Source organism: Marinobacter sp. DY40_1A1 (assembly GCF_016597815.1).
Taxonomy (GTDB): Bacteria; Pseudomonadota; Gammaproteobacteria; order Pseudomonadales; family Oleiphilaceae; genus Marinobacter; species Marinobacter xiaoshiensis.
This window is the reverse complement of the sequence record NZ_VCHA01000002.1, coordinates 1-22,937: the sequence shown is the minus strand read 5'-3', so window position 1 is coordinate 22,937 and position 22,937 is coordinate 1. Positions and strand designations below refer to the sequence as shown.

Genomic DNA, 22,937 nt, shown 5'->3' with positions numbered 1-22,937 from the left:
GTAGGCCCAACCCTCGGCCTACATGTTGAGGCTTCTGCCACCATCGACTGAAATGATTTGCCCGGTAATAAATGGCGCTTCGGCCAGCAGAAACACGATGGTGCGGGCTATATCATCCGGAGTGCCGGTGCGATTAAGGGGCGTTTTGGCCAGTATTATACTTTGGTAGCCTACATCAACCGCTGCGTCGCCCTCTGGCCAGAGGATAGCCCCGGGAGATACACCATTTACCCGTACCTCTGGGGCCAGGTCTTTGGCCCAGGACCGGGTGAGTGCCGCGAGTCCTGCTTTGCTGGCGCAATAGAGTGGGTGGTCTGCCAGCGGCTTTTCACTATAGATATCAATGAGATTTACGACACTGCCTGAGCTTGCCCGCAAAGCCGGAAGACACGCCTGCAGCAGAAAAAATGGCGCCTTCAGGTTAGTGTGCATAATGCTGTCCCAGTCGTCTTCCGTGGCCTCAGGCGTTGGGTTTGGATAAAACACGGATGCGTTGTTAACCAGTGCATCCAGACGTCCCCACTGAGCTGCTGCTTCGGTGCCCAAGCGCCTGATGTCGGTGATGTTACTCAAGTCTGCCTGCAGTGCGACGGCAGAGTTTGGCCGCTGCTGGTTCATTGATTCAGCAAGACTGTGAGCCTGATCTTCGCGGTTACGATAATGGATAGCGATGTTCCAGCCCCGCTCCTGGAGTATTTGCGCAGTGCGGGCTCCAAGGCGATGGGCAGAACCGGTAATCAGGGCGACAGGCGCATGTTCAGGCATGGTGGTTCCTCAGGATAGTAAGCTGCTTAGTGCCTGGTTAATACGCGCAAGACGCTCGGTACGGATTGCATCGCCCAGTTCTTTGCCCAGGAAGCCTTGTTCCATCAGTATTTTAGGGTCAACGGTTGACGCAACTTTTGCCGCATTTTGGAGTGCTTCAAGTTTTGCCCGATTTGCGGGTTCAAGAGTGCATGCAAGTACATTTAGGAGTTGCGCGAACCGCTCTGGTCGTCGCCACAAGTCGGCCTTTTCCAGCAGCTTCAGCAAAACGCCTGCATCTGGCTGCAGCGGGTCGAGCTGCTGTATGGCGGGCGTGAAAATCATAGTCAGGCGGGCCAGTTGTTGGCAATCGTTGGGTGCTTTCAACGCTTTGGCTCTTGCTGTGCCCGTAGGCTCGTCAAGTGCGCATAACAGTGAAGCAAATCGCTCTGCTGTTGAGCCATTGCTGGCGTGAACCCGTTGCAGGGCAGCAATGGCTGCGCTGAAGTGCGCCTCAGGGGAAAGTTCCGGAATCAACACGGCTAGCGCGCCGCAGTCTCTCAACACCTGAAAGAACGTAGCCGGATTATTTTCATGCAGGGCTCGCTGAATCTCCTGCCACACTCGCTCAGGCACCAGATGTTCCACCTCGCCCTCGGCAACCATAGAGCGCATGAGTTCCATGGTTTCTGCGCAAACACGAAAACCAAGGGGTTGAAAGCGCGCAGCAAACCGTGCAGTGCGCAAGATTCTCAGGGGGTCTTCTTTGAACGCCATTGAAACATGTCGCAACTCTCGTGCTTCAAGGTCTTTGCGCCCATCAAAGGGGTCGCTCAGCTCGCCCTGTTCGGAGCGCGCCATGGCGTTGATGGTGAGGTCCCTGCGTAACAGATCTTCTTCCAGCGTGACATCAGGAGCACTGTAAACCGAGAAGCCGTGATAACCGTGGCCCTGTTTGCGCTCGGTGCGAGCGAGGGCATATTCCTCATGTGTTTTGGGGTGCAGGAATACAGGGAAGTCTGATCCTACCTGGGTAAATCCACGGGCGAGCATTTGTTCCGGGGTTGCACCAACAACCACCCAGTCCCGATCTTTAACTTTCAGGCCCAGTAGTTCGTCGCGAACAGCGCCGCCAACCAGATAGGTTTGCATGGAGGGTTCGGTTCCTTTCCGAGAAGTATCCGGGAATTATCCGTTTCCCGGGCGTGTCAGGCAAACCTGTATAGTCTGGTGGGTTCGCCTGACACCGAAAGAAGTGCTCGAACAATAATCAGAATGCTGTGCCAAGCTCCAGAGATGCGCCGATATCCGCATCGCTAAACAGGGCGCCAAGATCAAAGCGAACGCCTAACAGATTGACTCCCAGGCCAGCTGTGAACTGGGTTTCCTCGGCAATGCCGTCGTTGTCATTGTTGCTTGCAAGGTTGTAACGAACACCCGCGCGAAGCTGTGCGTAACGGAACGCGTCGAACTCTGCACCCAAGGCGAGCCACTGGGTGTCATCTTCAAAGCCAAAGGCTTCTTTTTTGGTGAGATCCACCTCTGCAGTCACAACGTGATAGTCGCTCTTATGAGCGATGCCGACGGTTGCCATGGGGTTGAGTTTCAGAGTGCGTACTTCCTCTCCAAGATCCGCCCGGCTTGCAGCGGAGTCGAGCTTCATGGGAATCAGGTTTTTTACCAGGATTCCTGCGTTCCACTGCTTTTCATCTCCGAACGCATAAGCAGCACCTATATCGAGGTTAAAGCCGCTCTTTTCAGTTTGGGACTCATCACTGTCGAAATCGTTGTCATCAAAACCGGAAACGGTTTCCGTGTATTGAAACGTTTGTAGCTTTACGTATTTTGGGGAAAAACCCAGCTGGAGAGATTCACCATTACTCAGCTCCAACGCGTGAGCAAAGCTTATGCCTGCCTCTATCACCGCTGAAGCAAGGACCTTACCGCGGGAATTTAACGTCAGAGTGCCACCAGGGAGAGAGGTTACCGTGCCGTCTTCTATGTCTGCCAGTATTGCGTCGTCACTTTCGTCGTACTCTCCCCTGGCTGTTGCAGTCAGATTGCCGTTGGTGAACACACCCATGGAAATTGTCTTTCCGGGAACGGCAACAGCAAAGCCAAGGCCGAGGTTGCCTCGGACGGTGTCTCTATCAAATCCGGCAAGTTGTTCACGCAACTGCCCCGCCTGCTTTTTAGTTTCGGTTGAATTGTTAAAGCTGATGGCGCTCTCAAGCCCGTCAATTGAGTCCTGGATATCATCAATCTGATCAATGGTTTCTTCTTCATCCGCAACCCGCACGTTGACAGACGGCAGCGTGAGGCCGAAATCATCTGCCCAGTCGTGCTGGTCTGCAGCCATCATTGCGGGGTTTGCAGACGTGGCGGAAGCCGGATGCGCAATAGCCACCCCGGTGCCACCCATTGCAAAGGAGCGTGAAGACATAAACGACTGCGGACTGGCGAGCGCTGAGGAAGTTGCAAGGGACAGTCCCACGGCAATGAACAATCTGGACAGGCGATATTGATGCATTTCGGTACCTTGGAGATAAGTGTGTTTCTATGAACAATGAGAGTACTGAAAGGTTAGATCAATATGCGTACGGGAACACGGCATAACCGGTAACGGTTTGTTTTTGATATGTAAGCGGAGGCAGTTATTTGCCGGTTTAGCGGGCTGTATTGTAGCTTTGTTCAATAAAATCCATTCAATCAGTGTGTTAGAAAAGCTGGCGCGATTTTTTCATGGTTTCCGGTAATGGTTAGCTGAAACGAATTCTGGAGACAAGATAATGGCCATTCGCTGGATAACAGTTCCTTTTTTGGCTTTCATACTGGCGGCCTGTGCGCCTGTTGGTGGGCACCGGGATAGTGAGAAGAGTAAAGCACAAAGCGAACCCAGGCTGGAGCCTATAACCGTGCGCGTAAGCGGTTTTGGAACTTATGAAGACGCCAGTAAAGATCGCCTCAACACGCGTAAGCGTTTGATGGCGCGCCGGGCCTCCCAGATGGATGCCTACAGGAACCTCGCTGAGCGAGTGTATGGCACGGTCGTCTATGGCAGCTCTACAGTAAACGACTTTGTTCTACGAAATGATAGTTTTCGAACATACGTGGATAGCTACATTCGTGGCGCAAAAATGGTTGCTGTTAACGAACATAGCGACGGCGTTGTCGAAACGGTAATGGAGCTGAAGCTGGAACCACGTTTCCGGGCTTGCGTGTCGAAAGTAGATGCCGATCAGGTGCAGGATTTGTGTCCGATACCTATGCCCAGATACAACGACAGTGTTGGTGATGTTCAGAGCAAGAACGTGGATTCCCTGTACTATCTCGACTAATGTCGCCATCGGGGTTTGATTATAGGGATACTGGTGTAGAGGCCTTGGAAGCGTGGCACATTTGGAAATGCGGGAATGAAAAGATGCGCGGGTTTATGAAGCAGTTTTTTCGCTTGGCGCTTTGGTGTGCGTTGACGCCGCTGATGCTTATTGCCAGCGCTCAGGCGGTTGTTCTGGAAGGTGTGGGCCACGCCAGCATCCATAACGAGGACCTCGCGACTGCCCGTGCAGAGGCCCGTAATGCGGCCATGCGTGATCTCGCTCTTCAGTATGAGGCGCAGGTTAGTACCAGAGATACCATGGAAAACGGTGTTCTTACCGAGTCCAGAATGCGCCTGGCCTCCAGTGCGAGGGCGCGGAATGTTAAAGTGATTGATGAGCACCGCATTGGCAATCTTATGCGTGTGACCGTACGGGGGGATATTTCTGCCGGTGATGCCAGTTGTGACGGCGGAGACTCCGGGCGTTTGAGGAAGCGGGTGGCAGTAACCGGGTTTCCGCTTCTATACCCTGAGCAGGCCCGTGTAGGGCGCATTGATGATGCTGGTGAAGTTCTGCCGCAGTTGTTGCAGCAAGGTTTGCGGGAAGCTGGAAATTTGCAGGTGCTTTCCGCCTCTACCTCCCGTCTGTTCCCCGATCTGTTGAACGCGCCAACGTTGCAGCAGGGTAGTAATCGCCTAACCAATGTGATTCAGGTAGCCCGTGAAATGGGTGCTCAGTTTGTTGTCACGGGCGTTATCCGGGATCTTGGCGTTGCAGACCCTACGGCGTGGGGCACATCGGTTCTGGACAAGATGCAAAGAGGTATTGGTGCCGTCGATAAGCGCCGGCGGTTTGCAGTGGATCTGGTGGTTCTCGATGGCTTTAGCGGTTCGCCTGTCTATCAGCAACGTTTTGAGGCGGCCGCGGACTGGAATGGGAGCGTGGGCAGTTCTACAGGGTTTGGCTCAGAAGGATTTCGAAAAACCCAATATGGAAAGGCGGTTGCTGGTGTTCTGGGTGACATGACTCAGGCAGTCACCGAAGCATTGGCATGCCAGCCGTTTATGGCCCGCATTACCCGGGTAGATGGTCAGCAGGTAACACTGGCTTCAGGTGCAACCGCTGGCCTGAGGCCGGGTGATGAGCTGCATTTGTATCGCAGTGCCCGGTATTTTGATTCCCTGGGAGGGACGCCTGAATTGAGCGACAGCCAGGTGACAGTCACCCTGAATAATGTTCATCCGGACTTCAGCAATGGCAATATGCCCAGCCTGGGTGGGCAGGTAAACATTCAGCGAGACGACATTGCCATAATCTGGTAGCTCACGCTAAACCGGTGAGCGGGTCACTCAGCCGCGTGGGCTGCCGCTATGTCGCGAATCTTTCCGATCATGGAGCGCAGGCCGTTGCCGCGGGTCGGAGAGATATGGCGGAACAGGTCGAGTTGTTCAAACAGCTCGTCGATATCGGTAGCCAACAGGTCTCTTGGGGTTTTCCCGTTCAGCGCAATCAGAATCATGGCGGCAAGGCCGCGGACGATCATTGCGTCAGAATCGATCAGCAAATAAAGTTTGCCGCTGGCTTCGTGGAAGTGGGAAATCACCCATACCTGGCTCTGACAGCCGTGGACGTAGTTCTCTTCAATCCGGGCATCGTCCGGAAAAGCCGGTAGCTGCTTGCCCAGATCAATAATAAACGCGTAGCGCTCTTCCCAGTCGTCCAGAAACTCAAAGCCGTCGAGTACGTCTTCCAGAGTCGGGTTTTTTCCGAGCGGATTGTTCAGAAAATCCTGTTCTGTCGCAGGCATTTACAACATTCCCAGTTCGAGTTTGGCTTCGTCGGTAAGCATATCGTTGTTCCAGGGGGGATCAAAGGTAAGCTCTACGGTTACCTTGTCCACGTTGGGCACGTGCTCCACCTTGGTCTTCACATCTTCAGTAATAACCGGCCCCATGCCACAACCAGCGGCTGTGAGGGTCATCAGGATGAAGACGTGATTGCCCTCTGGCGTACCGTTTTCAATGCGGCACTCGTAAATCAGGCCCAGGTCCACTACGTTTACCGGAATTTCCGGGTCGTAGCAGTTGCGCATGGCTTCCCACACCTGGTTTTCGTTGATAGTTCCGTCTTCCGGAGTATCAAAGCTGCTTTCCAGTGGCTTTTTGCCCAAGGCATCTGCGTTGTGACCTTCGATGCGGGCAAGGTTGCCATTAACTGCAACCGTGAAGGTGCCGCCCAGAGACTGCGTGATGGTTACAAAACTATCTGCCGGAATCATGATTTGGGTGCCAACAGGAACAAGGCGGGCTTCCACCTCGCGCTTGGTCAGGACAACTTCTCTTTCTTGCATTCCTGGTTATACCTCGTTTGGCGCGGAGAGTGGACGAATCAGCTTATGGTAAAGCTCTCGCCACACCCGCATTCGGCGGTGGCATTTGGATTGCGGAACTGGAACATGGAGTTGACGCCTTCGGTCACAAAGTCGATCTCGATGCCATTCACCATGGCAAGGTGTTCCTCTTTCACAAACACATCAACCCCGTCAATGTGGAATATTCTGTCGTCGGATGAAGCTTCGTCCACCCACTGGGTTTCGTACTTGAAGCCTGAGCATCCGCTTTTTCTGATCGCCAATCGGATACCTTTGGCGCTCGACGCTTTGTCGAGTTGCTTGCGCACGTGCTTGACGGCACTTGGCGTCATGGTGAGGCCTACGGTCGGCGTGAAGACTTCAGCTGTCATGGTGTCTCCTCCATCAGGCAAACAGGCGCTGGATTTTTTGTAAGGCGGTAAACAGTTGTTCCACCTCGTCCAGTGTATTGTAGAACGCAAAGGAAGCCCGGGCTGTACCGGGAACTCCGTAGAAATCCATCAGTGGCATGGCACAGTGGTGCCCAGTACGAATGGCGATGCCTTGCTGGTCCAGTAATGTACCTACATCACTGGGGTGCAAGCCTTCGATTTTAAAGGACATCACGGGAACTTTCTGCTTTGCCGTGCCGATAATGCTCATGCCGGGAACGGTCTCAACCAATTGGTTGGCACGTACCATCAAGGCATTCTCCGCCGCTTCCATTGCCGGCCGGTCCAGCCCGTTAAGGTAGTCTATTGCCGCGCCCAGACCCACCGCCTCGGCGATTGCCGGCGTACCTGCCTCAAATTTGTAAGGCAGAACGTTCCATGTGGTGCGTTCAAACGATACCCGCTCAATCATCTCGCCGCCGCCCTGGTAGGGAGGCATGTCTTCCAGTAGTGCGGCTTTGCCATAAAGCACGCCAATACCTGTCGGGCCAAACAGCTTGTGAGATGAAAAAACGTAAAAATCACAGTCCAGCGCCTGCACATCCGGCTGGAAGTGGGGGACAGCCTGGGCGCCATCTAGCAGGGTGATCACACCGCGCGCCTTCGCCTTGCCCACCAATTCGTTTACCGGATTGATTGTGCCCAGAACGTTGGAAACGTGGGTGATGGCCAGTACACGGGTGCGGTCGCTCAGCAAACGATCAAAGGATTCAAGATCCAGTTCGCCCGCAGGCGTAACCTGAATCGGCACCACTTTTGCGCCAGTGCGCTCGGCAATCATCTGCCAGGGCACAATGTTGGCGTGGTGCTCCATGTGGCTCACCAGAATTTCGTCGCCGGCTTTGAGTTTGGGGGCCAGGCCATTCGCTACCAGATTGATGGCTTCTGTTGTGCCTTTTGTCCAGATGATTTCCCGGGTACTGCCAGCATTCAAAAAGCTGCGAACGGTTTCCCGGGCACCTTCAAATGCGGCAGTGGCGCGGTCGCCAAGGGTGTGGGCACCCCGGTGTACGTTGGAGTGCATTTCCCGGTAATAACGGTCCATGGCATCCAGAACGGAGCGCGGCTTTTGTGCCGACGCGCCGTTATCCAGGTATACCAGCGGTTTTCCATTTACCTGTTGGGACAGGATGGGAAAGTCCCGGCGTATGGCTTGTACATCAAACGCCTTTTGGGTTGCTGTGCTTGCCATGGACAGGTCATTCATACCGGTCAGACCTCCTGGAAGGTTTGATCAAAAAACTGGTTCAGGCGGATTTGTACCGTATCTTTCACGGCATCCACTGGAATCTGGGCAACCAATTCGTTGATGAACGCCATGGTCAGCAGAACATTGGCTTCACGGAGGCCGATGCCACGCGATACCAGATAAAACAACGATTCCTTGTCCAGTTGGCCGATTGTCGCCCCGTGGGCACATTTTACGTCATCAGCGTAGATCTCAAGCTCTGGCTTGGTATCGATCTCAGCGCCAGTGGAGAGCAGCAGGTTCTTGTTGCTCATATTGGCGTTGGACTTCTGGGCGTCCGGATGAATATGGATTCTGCCGTTGAACACAGCGTGGGATTTATCCGCTGCGATGTTGCGATAGGTTTCTTCACTGTCGCAATTAGGCGCTACGTGCTCAATGGTGGTGTGGTTGTCGTAATGCTGTGTGCCCTGGGTTACAACAACGCCGTTGAGCTTGCACTCTGCGCCTTTGCCTTCCAGTCGCACCCTCAGGTCGTGGCGCCGCAGGGGGCCGCCGAAGCCTACGCAGTGGCTCTCGAAGCGGGAGCTACGCTGCTGGGTTACGCCAGTGGCGCCGATGTGCTGTACCTTCTCGCCGTCCATGCTCAGGCGGATGTTGGTAACATTTGTGCCCTCTGCAAGAGTGAACTCGGTAACGGAGTTCACGAACACCGCTTCCTGTCCACTGGAAATAAACTCTTCAACCAGAGTGATCTGGCTGTTTCGGCCTGCTTCTACAAAAATTCGTGGGAAGGCAGATCCGCTGGCGTCGGCTGTCACTTCATGGATGATGAACAGAGGCTGGTCAAGAACCGCGTCTGGCTTCAGGCGAATGAGAAGGCCATCTTCAAAACGCGCAGTGTTCAGCCCTGCAAATTGCACGGCCTTGGCGTCGAGAGTGCTGTCCAGGCGCTCAGCCAGCTCATTGGCTTCGGCCTCAGAAAGATCACCAAAACGCTGGATAAGGATGTTATCCAGATCCGGATACTCACTGGCTTCCGGAATCACAACGCCATTAATAAAGACGACTTTGTAGCCGGGCACAGCAAGGGCGCTGCCTGTTTTACCAGTAGTTGGCAAAGAAGCGGCCATCTCGTCGGTCAGCTTCAGGTACTTGCTGGAGTATTTCCAGTTCTCGGTTTTCCGCGTTGGCATGGGCATATCTACCAAGGCGGCACCACGCTGTTTGCGCAGGGCAAGCAGGGGGGCTGGTAACGCCTGGCCAGCCGGCTGCAGGAACGCGCTGGAAAGAAGACTTGGTGCTGGTTTCATTCCGCGATCTCCTTAGTTGGCTGAACTGGCTGCAGTTTCGTCATCCTTGATGCCAAGCCATGCGTAACCGCGCTCTTCCAGTTCCAGGGCTAATTCACGGCCGCCAGACTTCACAATCTTGCCTTCGGCCAGAACGTGAACAAAATCAGGAACAATATGGTCAAGCAGGCGCTGATAGTGAGTTACCATCAAAATGGCACGGTCTTCGGCACGTAGAGCATTAACACCGTCAGAAACAACCTTGAGTGCGTCGATGTCGAGGCCAGAGTCAGTTTCGTCCAGAATGGCCAGCTTTGGCTGCAGCATCAGAGCCTGCATGATTTCGTTACGCTTCTTCTCGCCACCGGAGAAGCCTTCGTTCACGCCGCGCTTGAGAAATGCAGGGTCAAGATCTACCTGCTTTGAAATTTCCCGAGCCATCTTCATAAACTCAGCGGCGTTCATTTCTGACTCGCCCCTGTGGTGACGCATGGCATTCACCGATGTACGCATGAATTGCAGGTTACTGACGCCCGGAATCTCTACCGGGTACTGAAACGCCAGGAACACACCATCCCGCGCCCGCTCTTCAGTCGCTTTCTCAAGCAGGTCCTCACCATGCATGGTGACGCTGCCAGACGTGACTTCAAATGCGTCGTTGCCTGCAAGCACCTGGGCCAGCGTGCTTTTGCCCGAACCGTTCGGGCCCATGATGGCATGTACTTCCCCGGCTTTGATCTCCAGGTTGATGCCCTTGAGGATTTCTTTGCCCTCAACGGAGGCGTGCAGGTTTTTGATGCTCAGCATTTGTGGCTTCTCTCTTTAATCTGAAAATCTGTGTGTGTAATTTAACCAACAGAACCTTCAAGGCTAACTTCAAGAAGCTTGCCGGCTTCAACCGCAAACTCCATAGGAAGTTCCTTGAACACGTCCTTACAGAAACCGTTAACGATCATGGAAACGGCCCGCTCCATATCAATTCCGCGCTGGCGGCAAAGGAACATCTGCTCGTCGCTCACTTTCGAGGTGGTGGCCTCGTGCTCAACGATGGCGGACTTGTTCAGGCTCTCAATGTAAGGGAAGGTGTGTGCACCGCACTGGTCTCCGATTAACAGCGAGTCGCACTCGGTAAAGTTACGAGCGCCTTCGGCACGGGGACCAAATTTGACCAGGCCGCGATAAACGTTGGAGCTTTTACCGGCCGAAATACCCTTGGAGATGATGGTGCTGGTGGTGTTCTTGCCCAGGTGAATCATCTTGGTGCCAGTGTCGGCCTGCTGGTAGTTGTGGGTAAGCGCTACAGAATAGAATTCACCAACGCTGCCTTCACCACGCAGGATACAGCTGGGGTACTTCCAGGTAATGGCCGAGCCGGTTTCTACCTGGGTCCAGGAAACTTTGGAGTTCTTGCCGATACAGGCCGCGCGCTTGGTCACAAAGTTGTAGATGCCGCCTTTGCCGTTCTCATCGCCCGGGTACCAGTTTTGTACGGTGGAGTACTTGATTTCGGCATCGTCCAGAGCGATCAGTTCAACCACCGCTGCGTGCAGTTGGTTCTCGTCGCGCATCGGGGCGGTACAGCCTTCCAGATAGCTCACGTAACTGCCTTCGTCGGCAATAATCAGTGTGCGCTCGAACTGGCCGGTGTTTGCCGCGTTGATGCGGAAGTATGTGGACAGTTCCATGGGGCAGCGAACACCCTTGGGCACATATACAAAGGTTCCGTCTGAGAAGACTGCGGCGTTAAGGCCGGCAAAGAAGTTGTCAGTATGGGGAACAACAGTACCGAGGTATTTTTGCACCAGTTCGGGGTAATCGCGCACGGCTTCTGAAATAGAGCAGAAGATAACGCCTGCTTTTGCCAGTGGCTCTTTGAACGTGGTGGCCACCGAAACAGAATCAAATACTGCATCAACGGCTACGCCAGCGAGCTTTGCGTGCTCGTGCAGTGGGATGCCAAGCCGCTCATAGGTTCTCAGCAGTTCGGGATCTACCTCATCAAGACTCTGAGGCATGTCTTCTTTGCGTTTCGGGGCTGAGTAGTAGGAAATATCGTTGTAATCGATTCTTTCATAGCCCAGGTGAGCCCAATCGGGTTCTTCCATCTCAAGCCAGCGACGATAGGCCTTGAGGCGCCACTCCAGCATGAACTGAGGCTCTTTCTTGATTTCAGAAAGGCGGGTGATCACGTCTTCATTCAAACCGGGCTCGAAGGTATCTACTTCGATGTCTGTTACGAAACCGTGTTCGTATTCCCGTTTGATCAGTTCGTTCACCTCTTTGTTGGCGGTCGTCATGATCGTCGCTCCGTATTCTCTCTCGCGGGCTCTGAGGCCCTTTGATTTGCCGGCAACCAAGACTGGGTTGCGGGGCCTGATCTGTAGCTTGTGGATCGTAATTGTACAATACCAGACTAAATTAGTCAGGTATTAAATGTAAGGATGATCAAGTATATCGTAATACACCCGCCAGACGCTAAGTCTGGCGGGTGTAGCACGGGTTTGATAAGCGTATATACGGAGCTGGAAACGCAGGGTGGCGTTAGCTTTCAGGCGGCAAGATACGGGTGAGGTAGCTGTATTCCAAAGCTTCCGGAGTGCCGGTTGGGCGGGGGATGCGAACGATATGTCCACTACCTGGAGCGCAATCCATACGCACGCCATTGCGGTTTTCCATGGCTGGAATTGAGAACTGCAGGTTGCCAGAGGGAGTGATCAGTTCCATCTGGTCGCCGGGGGCGAATTTGTTTTTCACATTGATGGTGAGCCATTGCCCGTCATCATCGGTGATGGTGCCCACAACTTGCTGAGTGCCCAGATAGGACGAGCCACGTTCGTAGGTCTGGTATTCCTGTGGCATGTGCCGGCGCAAAAAGCCTTCTGTGTAGCCTCGGTTGGATAGTGCCTCCAACTCATTCATCAGGGTCATGTCAAAAGGTTTACCCTGTGCCGCCTGATCAATGGCATTGCGGTAGACCTGAGTAGTGCGGGCAACGTAATAGGTGCTTTTAGTGCGGCCCTCGATTTTCAGGGAGTGAACACCCATGGCAGCCAGTTCCGCCACGTGCTGCACGGCACGCAGATCCCGGGAGTTCATGATGTAGGTGCCGTGCTCATCCTCATAGGCAGGGATAAAGCTGCCGGGCCGGTTGGGCTCTTCCAGCAGAATTTTTTTCGGCTCAAAACTTTGAACATCACTTGCTGCGGATGTGGCAATCAGGTCGCCGGTTTGGTCCTGGGTGTGGGCAACTTCCTTGTAGTTCCAGCGGCAGGCGTTGGTACAGGCACCCTGGTTGGCATCCCTGTGGTTCATATAGCCGGAAAGCAGGCAGCGACCGGAGTAGGCCATACACAGAGCGCCGTGAACGAATACTTCCAGTTCCATTTGCGGAACCCGTTCGCGAATGTCGCGGATTTCACCCAGAGCCAGCTCCCGGGAAAGAATCACCCGGCTGATGCCTTGCCGTCGCCAAAACTCCACTGTTGCCCAGTTTACGGCATTGGCCTGCACCGAAAGATGGATGGGCTGATCTGGCCACTTTTCCCGAACCAGCATAATCAGGCCCGGGTCTGACATGATCAATGCGTCTGGCTTGTATTCCAGCACCGGTTCCAGATCCCGCAGGTAAGAGCGTACCTTGTCGTTGTGGGGTGCAATGTTCGACACCAGGTAGAATTGTTTGCCCAGTTCATGGGCGCGCTGGATACCGGAACCCAATGCTGCGGTGTCTTTAAAGCTGTTGTTGCGTACCCGCAGGGAGTAGCGCGGCTGGCCGGCGTAAACTGCATCAGCGCCATAGGCGAATGCGGTCTCCAGATGTTCAGGGGTGCCGGCGGGTGCCAGCAGTTCCGGGATGTTCATGTGGGCTCCGGGTAGATCAGTGGTGGGCTATTTTGCCGCAGGCTAACGTGTATTCCCTTGATCCTGCTCAAACGTCTTATTGATTGTTTTCAGCTAACATGTGTACGCTGTAACTTGGAGTAAGCAATTGGATAGTTATGAATCTGGAGGGTAAAAAGATGGCGTCAGGCCCCCTGAGCCAAGACGTGGCGCGGGTTTCATTAGGTAATAGAGTGAGTTCGCTGATCAGTATTCAGCTTGCCCGGGGCAAGGTGGGCGTTGAGGTGGTGGCATCTCAGTTGCACATGAGCCGATATACGCTTCACAAGAAATTGAAGCGTGAAGGTTTGACCTTTGCCCGCATACTTGAGGATGTGCGCCGTAAGCAGGCGCTAACTTACATGCAGGATAAAACCAAGCCGCTGGTGGAAATTGCCGAGCAGCTTGGGTTTTCAGAGTTAAGCGCGTTCAGCCGGGCATTCAAACGCTGGATGGGCACTTCCCCGGCTGAGTATCGCTCTGTCAGGCTGTCCTGACGCTTAGGCTTGGAACTTTTTGAATACCAGTGTTGCGTTGGTGCCACCAAAACCAAAGCTGTTACTCATGACGAGATCCAGGTTCTGGTTGTCGAGCCGCTCACGCACGATTGGGTAGCCTTCGGCACCTTCATCGAGGTTCTCGATGTTCGCTGAGGGCGCAATAAAGCCATCCCGCTGCATGATCAGGCTGTAGATCGCTTCATGAACACCGGCTGCGCCAAGAGCGTGGCCGCAAAGAGGCTTGGTAGAACTCAGTGGCGGGATTTTGTCGCCAAAGGTTGCTTTCAGGGCCTTAAGTTCAGTTACATCACCAGCGGGTGTGCTTGTGCCGTGAGTATTGATATAGCTGATCTCACCATCCAGGTTTTTCATAGCCTGGTGCATGCAGCGAATAGCGCCTTCACCGCTTGGAGCTACCATGTCGGCGCCGTCTGATGTAGCTCCAAAGCCAACCAGTTCGGCAATAATGTTCGCGCCGCGAGCTTCTGCATGCTCCAGGGCTTCAAGTACCAGAGTGCCGCCGCCGCCAGAGATTACAAAACCATCCCGGTCTGCATCATAAGTGCGGGATGCTTTTTCAGGCGTGTCGTTGTACTTGGTTGAAAGCGCACCCATGGCGTCAAACATCAGGCTCAGAGTCCAGTGGATATCTTCGCCGCCGCCTGCAAGCATCACATCCTGGCGCCCCAGGGCAATCTGGTCAGCGGCGTGGCCAATGGCGTGTGCGCTGGTGGCACAGGCAGAGGTAATGCCGTAGTTGATGCCGGTGATGCCAAATGCCGTTGCAATGGTCGCGTTGATTGAGCTGCCCATGGTACGGGGCACGCGATATGGCCCAACGCGGCGAATACCTTTGGCGCGGTGAGTGTCGATTGCATCGAGAAGCTCAACCGTTGACGCGCCGCCGGTACCGAACACAGCGCCAGTGCTGTTAGCTGTGAGGTGCTCTTCGGTCAATCCAGCTTGCTCAATCGCTTCGCAGGCTGCGAGATAAGTGTATGCAGCAGCCGGGCACATGAAGCGCAAAAGCTTGCGATCAATCAGCTCAGGCAAATCCAGGTTGATTTGCCCGCAAACGTGGCTGCGCAAACCGTTGTCACGGGCTTCTTCACTGAAGGCGATCCCGGGAATGGACTCCTTCAGGGAGCGAGTGACTTCTTTTTGATTGGTGCCAAGGCTGGAGACAATCCCCATGCCGGTGATAACAACACGCCGCATCTTGTTAACTCCTAGAAATCATCGGTGGAAGTGAACACGCCAACCCGCAGGTCTTTGGCTGTGTATATTTCTTTGCCATCCACTTCCATACGTCCGTCGGCAATAGCCATTGTCAGCTTGCGCCGGATTACACGTTTGAGGTCGAGGTAGTAGGTTACCTTTTTATTGGTCGGGAGAACCTGGCCGGTGAACTTGACCTCTCCTGCGCCCAGCGCGCGGCCCTTGCCTTCGCTGCCGCTCCACGCCAGGTAGAACCCAACCAGTTGCCACAAGGCATCCAGGCCCAGGCAGCCAGGCATAACCGGGTCATCCACAAAGTGCACTTTGAAGAACCAGAGGTCGGGATTGATATCCAGCTCTGCCACCAAGCTGCCTTTGCCGTAGATACCGTCATCTGTGCCTATGTGGGTGACGCGGTCAACCATTAGCATCTCATCAATGGGCAGCCGCGTGGCGCCCGGGAAAAGTTTGCCATGACCACACTTAATCAGGTCTTCCTTGTCAAAATGATCCGGGTTCATAGTGCCATCGTCTCTGTTACAGAATGATTTATTGTTACTTTAGCTGTTATTTCGAGAGTCGCTATTGACCATTAGTGGATGATTAACGTTTAAGGGTTGCAGTTGCAAGCCCGAGCTGCTCTCCGGGGGCGGTCAAAAAAATAAAAAAAGCAGGCTGCTGCGAGCCTGCTCATGCATCTAAAACTTCAGGAAACCTGGCCAGGGCGTCAGCCTGCACGGCCATCCGGTCTGGGGCTTGCAAGTATTTTCGTGTAGCGCACCAGGAACATGCCGAAGGCGAAAACCCAAAGCAGGCTGCTACTGCCAATACCGGGATGCCAGGGAATGATATCGAAAGCCGTGAGAACACGAACCACTGCCGCGAGTTGCAGTGCAATAAATGCCACAACCATGCCTTTGGGTAGCACCAGGGGGCGGCCAGTGTGGCCGAGAGTCACCCTCGCGATTACACCCAGAATCAGGCAGCCAATAGCGCCAGTTCCTGCTGCATGACTCCAGGCGTTAGATGGCCAGCCGGAGAAAATGGTGCCGGCCAGCAGGTAGAGTGACACCGGGACCCAGAGAATAGAGAGGTGAAGAACCCACAACAGAGGCTCTTTGCGAACGAGCCAGCCTTTCCAGTTAGCCAGTCGCACCAACACAAGAGAGCCAGCAATGATCGCCAGAATGCCTGTGATGGCTTGCCAGCCGGTTACCAGCGACGCCATGAGCAGAATCATGGAAAACAGCGAAGCCATATCGAGCGCCGGGATGTTTTTTACCGCGTCTGCATTCAGCCCTCGCTGGCGCAACCAGCCAGTAGTGAACGCCGGCGTTATTCGCCCACCCACAATGCTGATAAGCGCCATAGCCGCAATCAGTGCTCCGTGGCTGTAAGTCATATCCAGGCGGGTAACAAAGCCAATTTGCATCAGCCACAGTAAGCCGAGAACCACCAGAAGCATAAGTTGGCGTTTTTGCTTGGCCTGCCAAACCCGCCACCCGGCATCCAGCATCACCAGCGGTAGAAACGCCAGGTTTACCCCTTGCACTAGCCATTCTGGCAGATCTGCGCCAAATGCGAGCAGCAGGCGCCCGGCCAGCCATACGCCCCAAAGCAGCATCAGTCGGAACCCGTGGGTGCGTTCGGTCTGAGTCCAGACGCAGACAGCTGTCAGTAAAAAGCCGGCAATAGCAGCCGTCAGAAAGCCAAACAGCATCTCATGCTGATGCCAGAACAATCCCGGCATGGCCAGCGGCATGCTGACGGCGCCTGTTACCTGCAGTACCCAGAGAGGAATGGCGACAATCGCCAATACCGTCATGGACAGGAAGAAGATTCGGAACGGGTAGCCGAAAAGCTGGTTGAAGCTGGCGGGCCCAGCTTTTTGGGGTGTTGAAGTCGCTTGCATGTTGGTTCCTGTCAATACATATATGTTAGTTATATGTTAAGCGGCTGTGAGCAGAATTAACATACCCGGTTAGGGGTATCTTTGCGTACAATGCCGCTATCGTTTTGATTCACAATGGAATGGTTTATGAACTCATACATGATTTTGAAGCACCTCCATATGACCACAGCCTACCTCACGGTTGTCTTGTTTTCACTGAGGCTGTTGATGGACGCTGTGGGGCGCCCCGGCTGGCGTATGACTCCACTGCGCTGGATTCCCCACGCTAACGACACAGTACTGCTGGTTGCGGCGATCAGCCTGCTGTTTGTGGGTGGTTGGAACCCGCTGGAGCAAGGCTGGCTTCTGGCAAAAATCGCATTGTTGCTGGGCTACATCGCTGCCGGACTATTCGCTTTGAAAGTGACCGTCTCGCGCCCGATTCGCGTTGTGGCCGCAGTATTGGCCCTGGTGCAGGTATCCGCTATTTTCCACCTTGCCATGGCCAAACCCGTCTTATTTTGATTCATTCAAGGTACGCAATACCCGAGCCCAAACCCCGTGGGCCAGTATCCTGACAGTTATATGGAGCAAGCAATGTGGGACGAGCGATTCAGTAGCGAACACTTTGTATACGGAGAAGAGCCAAACTCCTTTCTTGTGGAGCAGTGGAACGCATTCGAGCTGGATAAAAGCAAAGGCAAAGTGTTGTGCCTGGCAGAGGGAGAGGGCCGAAATGCCGTATATCTGGCAGAGCGAGGGCATACTGTAACCACGGTCGATTTGTCTGAAGTCGGGCTGCAGAAATCTGCCCGGCTTGCTGCCACTCGTGGCGTGGAGCTGGAAACCGTGCATGCCGATTTGGCAACCTATACCCCGGAATCAAACACCTGCTCGGCGGTTGTCATGATTTTTGCCCACACTCCAACCGATATTCGCAAGCGTTCGCTTCAAATCGCAAAAGACGCGTTGCGAAGCGGTGGCCATTTGATTCTGGAAGGCTATACAGAAGATCAAATTGGGCGAGGCACTGGCGGGCCGGGCAATAAAGCCATGATGTTCAGCAAGCAGGAGCTGGAACAGTTTTTTGAGCCCGAGGAAATACTTCTTTCCCGCGAACTCGTCCGTGATATTCGTGAAGGCCCACTTCATGATGGTGAAGGGGCTGTGGTTCAGTTTGTGGCTCGCAAGGCATAGATCGGGCGGCTTGCCGCCTCTCTATCTCTCCAGCTTTTTTGACAGCTCGTCCAGCTTGCGCTGAACCGAGTGGAGCTGCTGAACAATCTCATCCCGCTCGTCGTGGGCTTGCTGGGCCTGTTTGGCGTTCTGCTCTTCGCTCATCACTTCCAGAATCGCTCCAATCATCATGTTCAGGAACACGAAGGCCGTGAGGAAAATGAACGTCAGATAGTAAATCCAGCTTAGGGGGTATTGCTCCATGGTTGCGTACATCACGTCTGTCCAGTCCTCAAACGTGGCCACGCGGAACAGCGTGAGCATGGAAATTGCGACATCACCCCAGAGATCCTCATCCACTTTGGCAAAGAACATCGAACCCATGGCGGCATAGATGTAAAAAATAATAAACATCAACAGTGCAATGTAACCCATGCGTGGGATGGCTTTGAGCAGGGAGTTGATCAGAAAACGCAGCTCCGGCACCACAGAGACCAGACGCAATACCCGGAAAACCCTCAACAATCTTCCAAGCAAGACCGCCTCCGAGTTATCCAGAGGAATCAGGCTGCCAATCACCACCAGTGTGTCGAAGACGTTCCAGCCGTCCATGAAGAAGCGGCGTTTGACCGGGCTGGCGGCAAAGCGGAAAAGAATCTCGATCAGGAAAAACAGGGTGATAGCTGTATCCATAACGCCCAGTGACTGCTCCACCAGTGGTGGTAAGTCATAGGTTTTCGCGCCTATGGTCAGGGCAGACAGGATGATGATGGCGATCACTACGCCCTGAAAAAGCGTGCTGGATTCAATACGGCGCAACTGGTTGAAGCTGGCCGAGGGAGAAAGATCCAGGGACATGGGGGTTACTGCTCCAGGTGAAATCGGGAGTGCGAATTCTAAAGGCACTGCCAGCGCTGGAACAGTACTGTTACAGAGATTTCAAGAAACTCGCACCGAACCTTTTATTGCGGGGCTGATCCTGTGCCGCCTTTCTGGCTGTGTTTGCGGTTCAAGGGGTAGAAGAGCTGAGGTGATGCCAGTTCCGGCAAGTCGGTTTGCTCCTTGTTTGCGGCCCACTCAACGCGTTCGGCTGAACGAATGGCGTAATGCATCCAGGCGAGAGCAGCGGCGGCAATTATGAACATCAGCATAAAGCAGCTCTGCCAGATGCCGGTAACGTCGTTCAAAACTCCGAAAGTGAGCGGCAGAATGAATCCACCCAGTCCGCCGATCATCCCCACCACGCCACCAACAGCGCCCACATGCATGGGGTAGTAAACCGGTATGTGCTTGTAGACCGCTGCCTTGCCCAGAGACATGAAAAAGCCCAGGGTGAAAATCAGAATAATAAACACCGGCAAGCTCATTTCCAGTGTAAAGCGCACGTCGCCGTCGATGCCGTGTACCACATAATCAGTAGGGGGGTAACTCAACAGGAAAGTGCAGATGACCGACGCAATAAATGTCCAGTACATCACGCGTCGAGCGCCGAAGCGGTCAGACATCCAGCCCCCAAGAATACGGAACAGGGAGGCGGGAATGGTATAGAGGGCCGCGATCATGCCTGCGGTTGTTATGTCCAGGCCGTAAACGCCAATCAGGTAGTGGGGCAGCCAGAGTGCCAGGGCCACAAAGGCGCCAAATACGAAGAAGTAGTAAAGCGCAAAGCGCCAGACCCGAAGATCCCGCAGCGGCTCCATCTGCTCCATAAACGAACGTTGTTGATCGTCTTTTTTTCGGCCTGCAGAAACAGGGTCTTCTTTTGCCAGAATGATGAAGGCAATGCCCATAACCGCCAGCACAGAGGCATAGATCTGGGCGGTGGTCTCCCAGCCAAAAGCCACCAGCAAAAAGGGTGCACCAAAGTTGGTTACAGCAGAGCCGACGTTGCCTGCACCAAAGATGCCCAACGCTGTGCCCTGTCGGGAGGGGGTAAACCAGGCTGCTGTATAGGCTACGCCCACAATAAACGCGCCACCGGCAAGGCCCACACCCAGAGCACCAATCAGCAACATCAGGTAAGTGGTGGCGAAGGTGAGCAGGTAAACACAGGCCGCCGTGGTCAGCATGAGGATGCCGAATACCCAGCGCCCGCCGTACCGGTCCGTCCAGATACCAAGAAACAGCCGGCTGATTGAGCCAGTCAGAATAGGGGTGGCCATAAGAAGGCCAAGCTGGGTGTCAGATAGCCCAAGATCTTCCGCAATGCGGATGCCAATGATGGAGAAAATGGTCCATACGGCGAAACACAAAGTGAAGGCCAGCGTGGAAAGGCCAAGTGCGCGGTACTGCTGTGGTTTGGTTGGCGAGATCATTACTGCGGCCTTGTCTGTTTGCATATACGGGCCATTGTTCAGAGCCTCTATAACAATATCAAAAGCGGCTTTTTCCGTGTGGGGGCATTGGGGGTACCTCCAGCAGGGTGGGCTGGTGGTAGGTGCCGACAGGGATTTGCTGTCAGGGGGTAGAGCTTCGATTGCTCTGGTGGGGTATCTGGCGCTGTATTTGACTTAAATCAAATATGCGCCACTACTGAGTGTGGGCTAATACTGAGTAATATCAATTGGCGCTGTGCCTGTGTGGCACTTTTGCCTTCGGAGACTGCTATGAAAATCATGATTGCCTACGACGGCTCCAGGAACGCGAAGCTGGCGCTGGTTCAGACGATTACGATGTTTCGCGAACTGAAGCCTCAGATCATCCTGGTGGCTGTGGCGGAAAACCCCAGAGACATCACGGCCAGCAATGAAGACATGTTTCAGGAGGAGTTAGAGGAACTCAAAAACCATCTGCTTGAAGCGCAGGGGGTTTGTGAGAAGGAGGGAGTTTCTTCTGAAACGCTGCTTCTGGAGGGCGACGCTCGAAAAATGCTGCTATATGCCGCTGACAGCAAGGTTAAGCCCGACATGCTCATCATCGCTCGCCACAGTGATGAGGTTGACGGCGGCTTGATCGCCCGCTCGCTAACTTACTTTGTGGATGAGTTGGATTACATGACATTCGGTAAAGTCAGCTCGTTTCTGGCTCGCCGGGTGCAATGCCCGCTACTTATCCTGCCCAGCCGCTAAAAGCCACTGGCACTGAACTGGAAGCCCCCGGAGGCTGAAATGAGAGTTGCAGACGTATTCCGCTTCAAAAATCCAGAGATTAAGGCATTACACCTGACCTGGATAGCATTTTTTATCACATTTTATGTGTGGTTCAACATGGCGCCACTGGCGTCCAGCATGCTCAAAAGTGTCGATTGGCTGACCCCGGACGACCTTCGCCTATTCGCCATTTGTAACGTGGCGCTGACGATTCCTGCTCGTATTCTCGTGGGCATGGCCCTTGATCGCTTCGGCCCGCGCCGGGTGTTTTCCATACTGATGATTCTGATGTCGATTCCGGCACTCACCTTCGCCTTTGGCGACACCATGACCCAGTTGCTGGTCAGCCGTTTGGTGCTCAGCTCCATCGGTGCGAGCTTTGTGGTGGGCATTCACATGACCGCCATGTGGTTCAAACCCCGGGACATTGGTTTTGCCGAGGGTTTCTACGCTGGTTGGGGTAACTTTGGTTCTGCTGCTGCAGCACTGACTCTACCTACTATTGCACTGCAAATGTATGGCGGCGATGACGGCTGGCGCTGGGCTATTGCCCAGAGTGCTATCGTGATGGCGCTTTACGGCGTGTACTACTGGTTTGCTGTTACCGATGGTCCTGCAGGCACCGTACACCGCAAACCGCGTAAAGCGACTGCGCTGGAAGTCAGCACCTGGGGTGACATGGTCAAACTTATTCTGTGGACCATTCCCTTGATTGGTGTTCTGGCAATCCTTGTTTGGCGCATCCAGAACATGGGCTACCTGAGTGTGACTGGTGCGATCATTGCCTACTCAGTCATTGTTGCCATCGTGCTTTATCAGATCGTACAGATTCTGCGAGTAAACGTACCTATCCTGAAAAAGGGTGTGCCTGTGGACGACAAGTACCCGTTTAACAGCGTTGCTGCGTTGAACAGTACCTACTTTGCCAACTTTGGTGCAGAGCTGGCAGTGGTTTCCATGTTGCCAATGTTCTTTGAAGAAACCTGGAGCCTGAGTGCCGCTGCTGCGGGTATGGTTGCTGCCTCCTTTGCTTTTGTAAACCTGGTGGCTCGTCCTATGGGTGGCATGGTTTCAGACCGCATGGGTAACCGCCGGTTCGTGATGCTGAGCTACATGCTGGGTATATCCGTTGGCTTCGCACTGATGGGCTTGCTCAACTCCAGCTGGCCGCTAATCATTGCGGTAGGTATCACTGTATTCACTTCATTCTTTGTGCAGGGTGCAGAGGGTGCAACCTTCGGAATCATCCCGTCAATCAAGCGCCGCTTAACCGGGCAGATATCGGGAATGGCGGGTGCATATGGCAACGTAGGGGCTGTGGTCTACCTGACTATCTTCACCTTCGTAACGCCTAATCAGTTCTTCTTCATCATTGCAGGTGGCGCCTTTATCAGCTGGGTACTTTGCTTGATGTGGTTGAAGGAGCCTGAGTCTGGCTTTGCTGAAGAGTACGATGTGTCTTCTGTAGATCTTCAGATCGAAGAGGAGGAGCGCCAGCGCCAGGCAGCAATGGGCAAGGCGTAACCTGTTGAGGCAGTAACTCAGTAAAGTTGTAATCAGCACCAAAGCCCGCCGGGAGTGATCTCGGTGGGCTTTTTTTTGGTTGATAGCTCCCCCGCAAGTGGACGTTCAAAATCCTTCTGCTAACTTGAAATGATGCCTATGCACACATTGAAAGGTGGCTAAAAACCAGTGGACGTCGTCGCACTGGCTTCATAACACCTAAGCATTTAATGGTCGTGCGCAGCATGACCTTTAAATGTCTGTTGGACTAAGCCGCCAGTGCCGCAGCTAGCGAACGGTGCATAAGGATAAAGTAATTTGGGCGCTGGGCCGG

The 22,937-nt window shown here is 54.0% G+C and carries 23 protein-coding genes; 7 read left to right on the top strand and 16 right to left on the bottom strand.

Annotated features, from left to right (window positions below; genetic code table 11):
- Positions 1 to 18: 18 nt before the first annotated feature.
- The 3 genes from FFI61_RS05975 to traF form a co-directional block, all read right to left on the bottom strand.
- Entirely contained in the window at positions 19 to 765 is a 747-nt protein-coding gene (locus FFI61_RS05975; RefSeq protein WP_200369638.1) for a pteridine reductase, read from the bottom strand.
- 9 nt (positions 766 to 774) lie between these two features.
- A complete protein-coding gene (locus FFI61_RS05970) occupies positions 775 to 1,896 on the bottom strand; it encodes a multifunctional CCA tRNA nucleotidyl transferase/2'3'-cyclic phosphodiesterase/2'nucleotidase/phosphatase (RefSeq protein WP_200369637.1) in 1,122 nt (373 codons plus the stop codon).
- Positions 1,897 to 2,014: 118 nt separating this feature from the next.
- A complete protein-coding gene (traF, locus tag FFI61_RS05965) occupies positions 2,015 to 3,274 on the bottom strand; it encodes a conjugal transfer protein TraF (RefSeq protein ID WP_200202898.1) in 1,260 nt (419 codons plus the stop codon).
- Between the two features lie 259 nt (positions 3,275 to 3,533).
- On the opposite strand from traF, the gene FFI61_RS05960 reads away from it, so the two are divergent.
- Entirely contained in the window at positions 3,534 to 4,082 is a 549-nt protein-coding gene (locus FFI61_RS05960; protein WP_200369636.1) for an LPP20 family lipoprotein, read from the top strand.
- Positions 4,083 to 4,177: 95 nt separating this feature from the next.
- Positions 4,178 to 5,386, top strand: coding sequence for a flagellar assembly protein T N-terminal domain-containing protein (locus FFI61_RS05955; protein WP_200202896.1), 1,209 nt, complete (start codon positions 4,178 to 4,180; stop codon positions 5,384 to 5,386).
- A gap of 23 nt (positions 5,387 to 5,409) precedes the next feature.
- Here FFI61_RS05955 and FFI61_RS05950 read toward each other — a convergent pair whose 3' ends face one another.
- The 8 genes from FFI61_RS05950 to yegQ all read right to left on the bottom strand — a co-directional run bounded on the left by FFI61_RS05950 (position 5,410) and on the right by yegQ (position 13,208).
- Positions 5,410 to 5,871, bottom strand: coding sequence for a SufE family protein (locus FFI61_RS05950; protein ID WP_200369635.1), 462 nt, complete (start codon positions 5,869 to 5,871; stop codon positions 5,410 to 5,412).
- A complete protein-coding gene (gene sufT, locus FFI61_RS05945) occupies positions 5,872 to 6,414 on the bottom strand; it encodes a putative Fe-S cluster assembly protein SufT (protein WP_200202894.1) in 543 nt (180 codons plus the stop codon).
- 38 nt (positions 6,415 to 6,452) lie between these two features.
- Positions 6,453 to 6,806, bottom strand: a complete 354-nt coding sequence (locus tag FFI61_RS05940) for a HesB/IscA family protein (protein WP_200369634.1) — start codon at positions 6,804 to 6,806, stop codon at positions 6,453 to 6,455.
- A 13-nt stretch (positions 6,807 to 6,819) separates the two neighbouring features.
- Positions 6,820 to 8,073: an aminotransferase class V-fold PLP-dependent enzyme gene (locus FFI61_RS05935; protein ID WP_200369633.1), complete on the bottom strand. Its 1,254-nt coding sequence runs from the start codon at positions 8,071 to 8,073 to the stop codon at positions 6,820 to 6,822.
- Between the two features lie 5 nt (positions 8,074 to 8,078).
- On the bottom strand, positions 8,079 to 9,368 hold the full coding sequence (sufD, locus tag FFI61_RS05930) for a Fe-S cluster assembly protein SufD (RefSeq protein ID WP_200369632.1): 1,290 nt from the start codon (positions 9,366 to 9,368) through the stop codon (positions 8,079 to 8,081).
- A gap of 12 nt (positions 9,369 to 9,380) precedes the next feature.
- Entirely contained in the window at positions 9,381 to 10,154 is a 774-nt protein-coding gene (sufC, locus tag FFI61_RS05925; RefSeq protein WP_200369631.1) for a Fe-S cluster assembly ATPase SufC, read from the bottom strand.
- A gap of 41 nt (positions 10,155 to 10,195) precedes the next feature.
- On the bottom strand, positions 10,196 to 11,644 hold the full coding sequence (gene sufB, locus FFI61_RS05920; protein ID WP_200202889.1) for a Fe-S cluster assembly protein SufB: 1,449 nt from the start codon (positions 11,642 to 11,644) through the stop codon (positions 10,196 to 10,198).
- 244 nt (positions 11,645 to 11,888) lie between these two features.
- Complete coding sequence (gene yegQ, locus FFI61_RS05915) at positions 11,889 to 13,208, bottom strand: tRNA 5-hydroxyuridine modification protein YegQ (RefSeq protein WP_200369630.1); 1,320 nt, start codon at positions 13,206 to 13,208, stop codon at positions 11,889 to 11,891.
- A gap of 158 nt (positions 13,209 to 13,366) precedes the next feature.
- On the opposite strand from yegQ, the gene FFI61_RS05910 reads away from it, so the two are divergent.
- On the top strand, positions 13,367 to 13,723 hold the full coding sequence (locus tag FFI61_RS05910; protein WP_200202887.1) for a helix-turn-helix transcriptional regulator: 357 nt from the start codon (positions 13,367 to 13,369) through the stop codon (positions 13,721 to 13,723).
- A 3-nt stretch (positions 13,724 to 13,726) separates the two neighbouring features.
- Here FFI61_RS05910 and fabB read toward each other — a convergent pair whose 3' ends face one another.
- The 3 genes from fabB to FFI61_RS05895 all read right to left on the bottom strand — a co-directional run bounded on the left by fabB (position 13,727) and on the right by FFI61_RS05895 (position 16,856).
- Positions 13,727 to 14,944, bottom strand: coding sequence for a beta-ketoacyl-ACP synthase I (gene fabB, locus FFI61_RS05905; RefSeq protein WP_200202886.1), 1,218 nt, complete (start codon positions 14,942 to 14,944; stop codon positions 13,727 to 13,729).
- 11 nt (positions 14,945 to 14,955) lie between these two features.
- Positions 14,956 to 15,465: a bifunctional 3-hydroxydecanoyl-ACP dehydratase/trans-2-decenoyl-ACP isomerase gene (gene fabA, locus FFI61_RS05900; RefSeq protein ID WP_200202885.1), complete on the bottom strand. Its 510-nt coding sequence runs from the start codon at positions 15,463 to 15,465 to the stop codon at positions 14,956 to 14,958.
- Between the two features lie 206 nt (positions 15,466 to 15,671).
- Positions 15,672 to 16,856 carry an NnrS family protein gene (locus FFI61_RS05895; RefSeq protein ID WP_200202884.1) on the bottom strand — a complete coding sequence of 395 codons (1,185 nt, stop codon included), beginning with the start codon at positions 16,854 to 16,856 and terminating at the stop codon, positions 15,672 to 15,674.
- 126 nt (positions 16,857 to 16,982) lie between these two features.
- Between FFI61_RS05895 and FFI61_RS05890 the strand changes: the two genes are divergently transcribed.
- Positions 16,983 to 17,360 (top strand): SirB2 family protein, encoded by a 378-nt coding sequence (locus FFI61_RS05890; RefSeq protein WP_200202883.1) that lies wholly within the window; start codon positions 16,983 to 16,985, stop codon positions 17,358 to 17,360.
- 72 nt (positions 17,361 to 17,432) lie between these two features.
- Positions 17,433 to 18,032: a class I SAM-dependent methyltransferase gene (locus FFI61_RS05885; protein WP_200202882.1), complete on the top strand. Its 600-nt coding sequence runs from the start codon at positions 17,433 to 17,435 to the stop codon at positions 18,030 to 18,032.
- Positions 18,033 to 18,053: 21 nt separating this feature from the next.
- Here the strand turns inward: FFI61_RS05885 and FFI61_RS05880 are convergent, their stop codons facing one another.
- Both FFI61_RS05880 and FFI61_RS05875 read right to left on the bottom strand, forming a co-directional pair.
- Positions 18,054 to 18,869, bottom strand: coding sequence for an ion transporter (locus tag FFI61_RS05880; RefSeq protein WP_200202881.1), 816 nt, complete (start codon positions 18,867 to 18,869; stop codon positions 18,054 to 18,056).
- A gap of 104 nt (positions 18,870 to 18,973) precedes the next feature.
- Entirely contained in the window at positions 18,974 to 20,350 is a 1,377-nt protein-coding gene (locus tag FFI61_RS05875; protein WP_200369629.1) for an MFS transporter, read from the bottom strand.
- Positions 20,351 to 20,617: 267 nt separating this feature from the next.
- On the opposite strand from FFI61_RS05875, the gene FFI61_RS05870 reads away from it, so the two are divergent.
- Both FFI61_RS05870 and FFI61_RS05865 read left to right on the top strand, forming a co-directional pair.
- Positions 20,618 to 21,079 carry a universal stress protein gene (locus FFI61_RS05870; RefSeq protein ID WP_200202879.1) on the top strand — a complete coding sequence of 154 codons (462 nt, stop codon included), beginning with the start codon at positions 20,618 to 20,620 and terminating at the stop codon, positions 21,077 to 21,079.
- A gap of 39 nt (positions 21,080 to 21,118) precedes the next feature.
- The gene (locus tag FFI61_RS05865) at positions 21,119 to 22,624 is read left to right on the top strand and encodes an MFS transporter (protein ID WP_200369628.1); all 1,506 of its coding nucleotides are present in this window, start codon (positions 21,119 to 21,121) and stop codon (positions 22,622 to 22,624) included.
- Positions 22,625 to 22,937: the final 313 nt, after the last annotated feature.